At 70.7% G+C, this 7,532-nt stretch carries 11 protein-coding genes; 1 reads left to right on the forward strand and 10 read right to left on the reverse strand.

Annotated elements, in window-relative coordinates:
• Window positions 1–86 precede the first annotated feature (86 nt).
• Window positions 87–290, forward strand: a complete 204-nt coding sequence (locus ACFYX4_RS32615; RefSeq protein ID WP_033532114.1) for a cold-shock protein — start codon at window positions 87–89, stop codon at window positions 288–290.
• Window positions 291–448: 158 nt separating this feature from the next.
• On the opposite strand, the gene ACFYX4_RS32620 is transcribed toward ACFYX4_RS32615, so the two are convergent.
• The 10 genes from ACFYX4_RS32620 to ACFYX4_RS32665 form a co-directional block, all read right to left on the reverse strand.
• Window positions 449–1,084 carry a tyrosine-type recombinase/integrase gene (locus ACFYX4_RS32620; RefSeq protein WP_389340907.1) on the reverse strand — a complete coding sequence of 212 codons (636 nt, stop codon included), beginning with the start codon at window positions 1,082–1,084 and terminating at the stop codon, window positions 449–451.
• Entirely contained in the window at window positions 1,085–1,282 is a 198-nt protein-coding gene (locus tag ACFYX4_RS32625; RefSeq protein WP_389340847.1) for a hypothetical protein, read from the reverse strand.
• Window positions 1,283–1,406: 124 nt separating this feature from the next.
• The gene (locus tag ACFYX4_RS32630; protein WP_389340850.1) at window positions 1,407–1,790 is read right to left on the reverse strand and encodes a hypothetical protein; all 384 of its coding nucleotides are present in this window, start codon (window positions 1,788–1,790) and stop codon (window positions 1,407–1,409) included.
• 77 nt (window positions 1,791–1,867) lie between these two features.
• Entirely contained in the window at window positions 1,868–2,317 is a 450-nt protein-coding gene (locus ACFYX4_RS32635) for an RHS repeat-associated core domain-containing protein (RefSeq protein ID WP_389340853.1), read from the reverse strand.
• A 103-nt stretch (window positions 2,318–2,420) separates the two neighbouring features.
• Window positions 2,421–2,630 carry a hypothetical protein gene (locus tag ACFYX4_RS32640; RefSeq protein ID WP_389340856.1) on the reverse strand — a complete coding sequence of 70 codons (210 nt, stop codon included), beginning with the start codon at window positions 2,628–2,630 and terminating at the stop codon, window positions 2,421–2,423.
• Between the two features lie 20 nt (window positions 2,631–2,650).
• The gene (locus ACFYX4_RS32645) at window positions 2,651–2,941 is read right to left on the reverse strand and encodes a hypothetical protein (protein WP_389340859.1); all 291 of its coding nucleotides are present in this window, start codon (window positions 2,939–2,941) and stop codon (window positions 2,651–2,653) included.
• Window positions 2,942–3,204: 263 nt separating this feature from the next.
• Entirely contained in the window at window positions 3,205–4,218 is a 1,014-nt protein-coding gene (locus tag ACFYX4_RS32650; RefSeq protein ID WP_389340910.1) for a pyridoxal phosphate-dependent decarboxylase family protein, read from the reverse strand.
• The gene (alr, locus tag ACFYX4_RS32655) at window positions 4,157–5,326 is read right to left on the reverse strand and encodes an alanine racemase (RefSeq protein WP_389340862.1); all 1,170 of its coding nucleotides are present in this window, start codon (window positions 5,324–5,326) and stop codon (window positions 4,157–4,159) included. Before alr ends, ACFYX4_RS32650 begins: the two co-directional genes overlap by 62 nt.
• A 61-nt stretch (window positions 5,327–5,387) precedes the next feature.
• Complete coding sequence (locus ACFYX4_RS32660; protein ID WP_389340865.1) at window positions 5,388–6,623, reverse strand: MFS transporter; 1,236 nt, start codon at window positions 6,621–6,623, stop codon at window positions 5,388–5,390.
• A gap of 35 nt (window positions 6,624–6,658) precedes the next feature.
• Window positions 6,659–7,429 carry a thioesterase II family protein gene (locus ACFYX4_RS32665; RefSeq protein WP_389340868.1) on the reverse strand — a complete coding sequence of 257 codons (771 nt, stop codon included), beginning with the start codon at window positions 7,427–7,429 and terminating at the stop codon, window positions 6,659–6,661.
• Between the last annotated feature and the right edge of the window lie 103 nt (window positions 7,430–7,532).

Below are 7,532 nucleotides of genomic sequence, written 5' to 3' on the forward strand. Positions count from 1 at the left end.
ACGGGTGTTGGCTCCTGCGATTCCAGAGAGCCGGAGCATGCCCGGATGGAGGGCTGTTCCCAAGCATGAACGAAGGATCGACCAGTATGGCCAGCGGCACCGTGAAGTGGTTCAACGCCGAGAAGGGCTTCGGCTTCATCGAGCAGGACGGCGGAGGCCCGGACGTCTTCGCGCACTACTCCGAGATCAAGGGCAGCGGATACCGCGAGCTCACCGAGGGCGAGCACGTCACCTTCGACATCGGCCAAGGACAAAAGGGCCCGCAGGCCCAGAACATCATCCGCGGCTGACCGCGCGCAGATGGAGAGCAAGGCGGCTGCCCGGCCCGGCAGCCGCCTCTCTCATGTGGACAGCGGCGCCCCACACAGGCCGAGCGTCGTGCCGCTGGCAGAGGGCAGCGGCACGGACCGGGCACCAGCCCCACGCGGGACCATGAACAGAGAGGTGATCACCATGGGTAAGGCCAACAAAAGCGGTCGGGCCCGACGCCGATGACGCCGAAGGGGGACACCAACACCTCGGCCCCGGTCCGGACAGCGGGGAGGCCCGCACGCCGGAGCGATTGAGGTCCGTGACATCGGATGGGCGGGCTGGTCTCCGGCCTGGCGCTGACGTCGCCGCGGTCTGCGACGCGCTCTGCCACCGGAGCCGACTGCCCGGCAGCGGACTCGTACGGGGCGCGGTGGTCGAGCGCAGGCCGGTAGCAGTCAATCACCTCGGACTCGACCGGAATGACCCGCGCCACGCGGGATTTCGCGAGCGCGTTGTTGGCGTTGTCATCGCGGCGCCGGACATGGACATGCGGCCCTTGGTGGAAGCAGCCCAGACCGCGCGAGTCGGGAAGCAGGTGCAGGTCCTCGCGGCGAAGGCCGAGCGTCTCCCCGATCCTCATGCCGGTGGCCCGCATCAGCACGATCAAGAACCGGTCACGGGCGTTCCTCGCCAGGCGGATCATCAACTCCACCTGCTCAGCGGTAAGGAACTCGATGCCCGGGGCGTGCCCCTTGAACTTCAGCGTCCGTGTCTGGATCTCGCGGAACTGGCCCCCCTCACCGGCGCTGAAGCCCTGCGGCAGGAACCGCAGTTACTTCGGATGCGAGAGCATCAGCGCGAAGTCGACGCTCACCCAGCCGTGTTGGACACCGAAGCCCAAGAACTCGGTCATCGTGCCCAGAACCGCGTCCGCGCTGCCGTCCGTGCGGAACCGCCGACGGGCGGGAGGCTTCTTCCCCCGGGCGGGCAACGGCTCGCTGACCAGCCAGTCCCGGAACTTCTCGTACACGGTGAAGACGACCTGGCAGTGCGGGGCGTGCGCCTTGACCTCCCGCGCCGTGCGTAGCGCCCCCGTTCACCCCGACGCAACGCAGGATCTGCGGCAACCCGATCCGCTTCCGGCGCGGCCTGGATCAGGTCGGCAGGGAGCCGTAGAGGGCCGCACCGCAGACGGCGAAGAGGCAGCCAGCGCGGACGGACCAGGCAGGGGCGCGGCCGACCAACAAGTAGCAGAGCGCCGAGCCGGCCATTGCTGCGGACAGGGCACTGAAGGCGGTGGACCCGGCGCTCAGATGGCCCAAGGGCCACGCGACGCCAAGGTGGCCGAGGGCCGCGAGGCCCGCCGCCTCCGCGTAGGACTTGTGGAAGGGGCGCCAGCCCCGGGTCGGCGCCTGGTCCTCCAGCTCGTGTGCCCGGTTCCGGCGCACAGAGACGACGATGGCGGCCACGACGCAGACCAGGCCGGTCAGCGTCCACACCAGCATCAGGCTCACGAGTACGGGGTTCAAGTCATTCACGGGGTCTCCTGGAAGGCCCGCCCCGGCCGGTTGCCCGGCCGGGGCGGGTCAGAGGGTGGGTGGTCAGCCGGTGATGGCTACCACTTCACCTTGATGCACTTCTCGTACACGGCGTCCAGGCCCAGGATGGCCGCCCCCGTGGTGATCAGCAGATTCGCCATGCGCTGCGTCTTCAGGTAGCTGGTGGGCGCGCTCATCACGCGCCGCACCGCGGCCCGGATGCCGCCGATCCGGTTGATGGCCCGCCAGATCGCGCGGACCTTGGTGACGGCGAAGTACGCGGTGCCGAGCACCCACGCCACGGCGCACGCGCACACGGCGACCTTGTACGCCGTGCCCCAGAACTCGCCGGTGAGGTCGTACATGGTGATCGGGTCCGGCGGGTACCCGTACGCGTTCGCACCACCTCCCGGCAGCGGGTCGCTCTGCAGGAACCGACCGGTGGCCGGGTCGTACTGCCGGGCGCCCATCAGGGTCATCCCGGACAGGGTGTCGCCAGCGCAGTACGGCAACTTGCGCTCGGGCACGCTACGGCTGGCTCGGCGCGGAACAGCGCCGCTGGCCGGGAGGGACGCGGGCGGGCAGGGGCGTCAGTCGCCGTCCTGCGGGGGACAGTCACTCAGTGGTTCTTCAACGGCCGTCGCACGGGCCGTCGCACGGGCCGTCGCACGGGCCGTCGCACGGGCCGTCGCACGGGTCGTCGCCCACAGGCATCGGCTTGGTGTCGGCCGCCAGGCAGGAGGAGTACACCCGCGGCAGAGTGGGCTGCGGCTGTGGTTCCGTCGCGGCGCTCACGGCGATGATCGCCACGGCGCCGGCGCAGATCAGCCCCGCTGTCACGGCGAGCCCTGTACGGCGACTTACCGGTCGCCGTTGAAATGGTCGTGAACTTCATCGCTGCAGTCGTCCGCGCCGGCCCGGGTTCGAGTGAAGGCCAGCACGCCGTCGTCGTTGCCTTCCCTCCTGGCCTTGGCCAGCTGCGTCTCGATGTCCGCGATGTACTCGGCGCACTCGGCGCTGACGGGCTTCTCGGGCTGCGGGTCAGGCGCCGGAAAGGCGTTCAGTGCGGCGGTGGCAGCGATGCCGGCCACGCACAGCACCGCCCACACGGCAACCCACGTGCAGCGGCTCATCCGTAACGGCTTGGGCATTTAGGCATCCTACGAGCGTCGCCCGGCGGGTGTCGCCGAAAAGATCAATAAGCCCGCGCGACGTGTACGTCACAGCGAAGATCACCCACCGGGGTCTGGCGCCGCCGTGCTCAAGGGCGTCGACCACACCCGCACCAGCAGGGGCCTGCCGGGCCCGGTGGCCGGTCAATCAGGGGCGGGCGGCATTGAAGAGGGGGTCGATTGCATTCGTGATTCCACGGAGGCGTCCCACAGGTGGACACCACCCGGGTGGCCGCCGCTGGCTACGCGGTGGTGTGATGCTTGACCTGGGCAGTGATGATCTGCAGCGCCTCGGCGATGCGGTCGTGGTGGGTGCGGTGGGAGACCACGCACATGCGCAGGGTGTAGCGGCTGTCGACGACCGTGCTGGAGAGCATGATGCGCCGGTGGCCGTTGATTCGCTCCAGCAGGCGGCGGCTCGCCTCGTCGGCCCGCTCGGCGGCGGCCCGACTGCCGTCGGCGGGGCGGAGCCGGAAGATCACGGTGGACAGGTCCGGGGTGCTGCGGGACCTCCAGCTCGGGGATGCCGGACAGCGTGTCGTGGACGTGTTCGGCCAGGTCGAGCTTCTCGTCCAGGGCCTCGCGGAAGGCGTCCACCCCGTGAAGGCGTCCACCCCGTGCAGGTGCAGGGGAAGCCAGGCCCGCAGACCGCGGATCTCGTGGGTCAGCTCGGGTCCGAGGTGACCGGAGTCCGGGACGCTCCCGGCCGCCCCCATGTCCTGGAGGTAGCTGCCGGTGCCGTCGTGCGCGGCCTGCAGGGCGGCGAGGTCGCGGACCACCAGGGCGCCGGTGCCGAACGGCATGAACAGGGTCTTGTGCGGGTCCAGGGTGATCGAGTCGGCCTCCTCGATACCAGCGAGGCGTTCTGCGCCCCGTGCGGTGAGCCGGAAGAAGCCTCCGTACGCCGCGTCGACGTGGAACCACACGTCCTCGCGGCGGGCCAAGTCCGCCAGCCGAGGCAGTGGGTCGACGGTGCCGGTGTCGGTAGTTCCGGCGGTGGCCACCAGCAGGAACGGCCGCAGCCCGGCGTCCTGGTCGGTGCGGATCATCGCCGACGCGGCCTCCGGGTCCATCCGCAGGTCCGCGGTGTGCGGCACAGTACGTATGTGAGCCGCGCGGATGCCGGCGAGGCGGGCGGCCTTGGCGACGGAGTGGTGGGCGAAGGCGGTGATGTAGACGGTGCCGTAGGCGGGTTCAGCCCGTCCAAGGCCGGGCGCCGACCGCCGGCACGGTCTGCCGGTTGATGTGCGGGCGATCGAAGTAGGTGGCGACCTCGCACGGGGTGGTGTTCATGGCGAGCGCCCATTCGTGGATGGTGGGGTCGCCGTCCGACTCGCTGCCGATGAGGACCACCTCCTCCCCCTCCTCCACTTTCTCGTCGCCGCAGTTGACGATCATCTGGTCCATGCAGATGCGTCCGACGACGGGGTAGCGCCGGCCACGGATAGAGACCGCGAGGCGTCCGCTGAGGGAGCGCGGGATTCCGTCGGCGTAGCCGACCGGGATCAAAGCCAGGTTGAGCGCGCTCGGCGCGACCCAGTCGTGTTCGTAGGAGACGCCCTGACCGGCTTCGACCCACTTGGTCAGCGCGACGTGGCTGGTGACCCGCATGACGGGCCGGAGGCCGAAACTGTGGCGCTCGGTGTACGGCAGCAGGCCGTAGAGGGCCGAGCCGGTCCGGATCATGTCGAGGTGGAGGTCGGGCCTGGTGAGCGCCGACAGTGATCCGGCGAGGTGGCGTCGGACGTCGAGGCCGGTGTCGACGGCCTGCCGCCAGGCGTCGTCGAGCAGCCTCGCCTGGTCGTCCAGCGTGTGGTGGCCCGGGACTTCGCCGTGGGAGAGGTGCGACCACACCGAGACCACCTCGATCAGGCCCTGGCTCTGGGCGGCCTTGGCGGCGTCCAGCAGGGCCGCCGAGTGCTGGAGCGCGGCCCCGCCGCGGACGAGCCCGGTGTCGACCTCCAGGTGGACCCTGGCCGGACGTCCGGCGCTTCGTCCGGCGTCGACCGCGAAGGCCAGGGTGCGGGCGGACTGCACCGAGACGTCCACGCCGGCCGCTGTGGCCAGGCGCATGCTCTCCACCGAGTTGTGCAGCCAGGCGAGGATCGGGGCGTCGAGGCCAGCCCGGCGCAGTTCGAGTGCTTCGGCCGTGGTGCACACGCCGAGCCAGGTCGCCCCGGCGTCGAGCGCCGCGCGGGCGACGTCGATCGCGCCGTGCCCGTAGGCGTCGGCCTTGACGACGGCCATCACGGCGGTGGCGGGCCGGCTGACGGCCTGTCGGACGACGCGCGTGTTGTGCGCGACGGCCGACAGGTCCACCAGCACGTTGAGGTAGCGACGTGGAACAATCGACCGAGCCTCCATAGTCAAATCCATTCGTAGCGGTCGGAGGACTGCTGTTCTCCCTTCGCCGCGTCGCGGGGGCTCAGGCGGCCTCGGCCGAAACCAGCCTCGGTCGGGCCGCTTCGCGCAGCAGCAGGGTGGTGGCCACGCTGCCCACTCCGGTCAGCGCGATCGCGACGCCGATCGGCACGAACTCGGCGACCACGCCGAACACCAGGGGGCCGACGCCCTGGATGCTCATGGTGGTGGTGTTCAGCAACGCGAAGCCCTGGCCCTGGAGTTCAGCGGGAACGGCTTCCAGGAAGCGCCGCTGCAGGCCGAGCAGGTAGGCGGAGCCGGTGCCGGTGACGACGTAGGCGGCGGCGACCGCCGGATAGGGCAGGTCCAGGGCGAGCGTGAGCGAGGGGGTGCCCATCACCAGCAGCAGCGGCAGGACCAGCCGTTCCCGGGTAGCGGGCGCGAACGCCCGGCCGATGACGACGTCGCCGATCAGCATGCCGACCGAGGTGGCGGCCAGCAGGACGCCGGTCTGCTGGGGGCTGAACCCTCGGTGCGCGCTGTACGGGATGAGCAGACTGCCCGCCGCGGCCAGGTAGGCGGCGGGCAGGCATTGAACCATGATCAGCTTGAGAACGCCGGGGTTGGCGACCAGCGCCGCGTTGCCCTGCAGGGTCCGGCGCACGATCGACCCGCCGCCCGTGGCCGGCGCGCTCGCGCGGGGCGCCCGGGCGGGCGACAGGAACAGCCGGCTGATCGCCGCGGCGACCAGGTGCGCCCCGGCGGTGACCAGCATCGTGCGCTCCACGCCCAGCCAGACCACCAGCGTCCCGCCGGCGGCCATGCCCACCATCTGCGCGGATACCGCGACGATGTAGGACAGCGAGCGCCCGAGGACGTAGGTGTCGCCGGTGAGGGCTTCCGCGAGGACCCTGGCCGTGGCCCCGGTGGTGACCGGGGTCAGGCAGGCCACGCCGGCGACCAGGACCAGGCTGGCGGCGACCGGGAGGTGCCCGAACGCGAGCAGCAGCCCGACCGCGCACTGGAGGGCGTAGCCGGTGCTGATGAGGGTGCGCGGGGTGAACCGGTCCGCCATCGCGGCGAGGAACAGGCCGCCGGCGGCCTGCGGCAGGAAGTTGATGGTCATCGTCACCGCGGTGAGCAGCGGCGAGCCGGTCCGGTCGTACACCAGCACCGCGAGTGCCACGGCCCGCAGGGTGTCGGACATGACGCCGAGCAGCCGGCCGGCGAAGACAGCACGGAACTGGGCGACCGCGAAGACCTGGCCGTAGGTGGCCTTCACGGTGAACTGATCGGTCATGGGCTGGGTACTCCCGGAGCCTTCCTGGATCGTTTCTACGGGTTGATCGCGCTGATCCGAGTGGGCAGGGTCCGCCATACCTCGGGGGTGTAGAAGTGCCCGCCGGGCAGCTGGTCGTGCCGGTAGGAGCCGAGGGCCAGCTCCTTCCACTGGGCGGGCGCGTCGGCCTCGATCACCACGTCGTCGGCGCCGGCGAGGAACTGCACCGGCATGGTGACGCCCAGGGCGCCGTTGTGGTGGAAGGTGTCGCGCACGGCGATGTCGGCGCGCATGATCTCCACCGCCATCTCCAGCAGGTCCGGGTCGCCGAGCACGTGCTCGGCGACCAGCCCGTGGGTGCGCATCCAGGTCATCAGGTCCTCGTCGGTGTCCTGGCGGGCCGGGAACATGTCGCGCGGGGTGAGGCCGCGGGCCGGGGCGTTGCACGAGGACACCACCAGGGCGTCGGGAACGGAGCTGCCCCGGGCCTCCAGCTGGGTGGCGACGTCGAAGGCCATCCAACCGCCCATGCTGTGGCCGAACAGGACGTAGGGGCGGTCGCCGACGGCGGAGACGACGGTGCGGGTGACGTCCTCGGCGAGCTCGTCCCAGGTGGTGGCGAAGTCCTCCATGAAACGGCCGTCCCGGCCGGGGTAGCAGACCAACGCGAGGTCCACGTCGGGTGCGACGACCTCGGCCCACGGGTGGTAGGCCCCGGTGCCGCCGCCGCAGAAGCCCAGGCAGACCAGGGTGGTGGCGGCGTCGTCGAGCTGTTTCGGGCGGATCACGGCGGTGTTCTGCCGGGCCGCCCCCAGGCGGTTGGTCATGGGTTCTCCTCTAGTAGGGCTTGGTCATCTTCACTCGTGAGTGGCGTGTCTGCTTTGTCGTCGGTGTCGTTGAGTTGGTGTGACACCTGAGGAGATGGCCTCG

Origin of the sequence: Streptomyces sp. NPDC002328 (assembly GCF_042890065.1) — a bacterium.
Taxonomy (GTDB): domain Bacteria; phylum Actinomycetota; class Actinomycetes; order Streptomycetales; family Streptomycetaceae; genus Streptomyces.

Bases quoted from the DNA above. Each gene is read 5' to 3' on its own strand.
- ACFYX4_RS32645 (WP_389340859.1), bottom strand. From the start codon at position 2,941: ATGCCCAAGCCGTTACGGATGAGCCGCTGCACGTGGGTTGCCGTGTGG.
- alr (WP_389340862.1), bottom strand. From the start codon at position 5,326: ATGGAGGCTCGGTCGATTGTTCCACGTCGCTACCTCAACGTGCTGGTG.
- ACFYX4_RS32660 (WP_389340865.1), bottom strand. From the start codon at position 6,623: ATGACCGATCAGTTCACCGTGAAGGCCACCTACGGCCAGGTCTTCGCG.
- ACFYX4_RS32615 (WP_033532114.1), top strand. From the start codon at position 87: ATGGCCAGCGGCACCGTGAAGTGGTTCAACGCCGAGAAGGGCTTCGGC.
- ACFYX4_RS32665 (WP_389340868.1), bottom strand. From the start codon at position 7,429: ATGACCAACCGCCTGGGGGCGGCCCGGCAGAACACCGCCGTGATCCGC.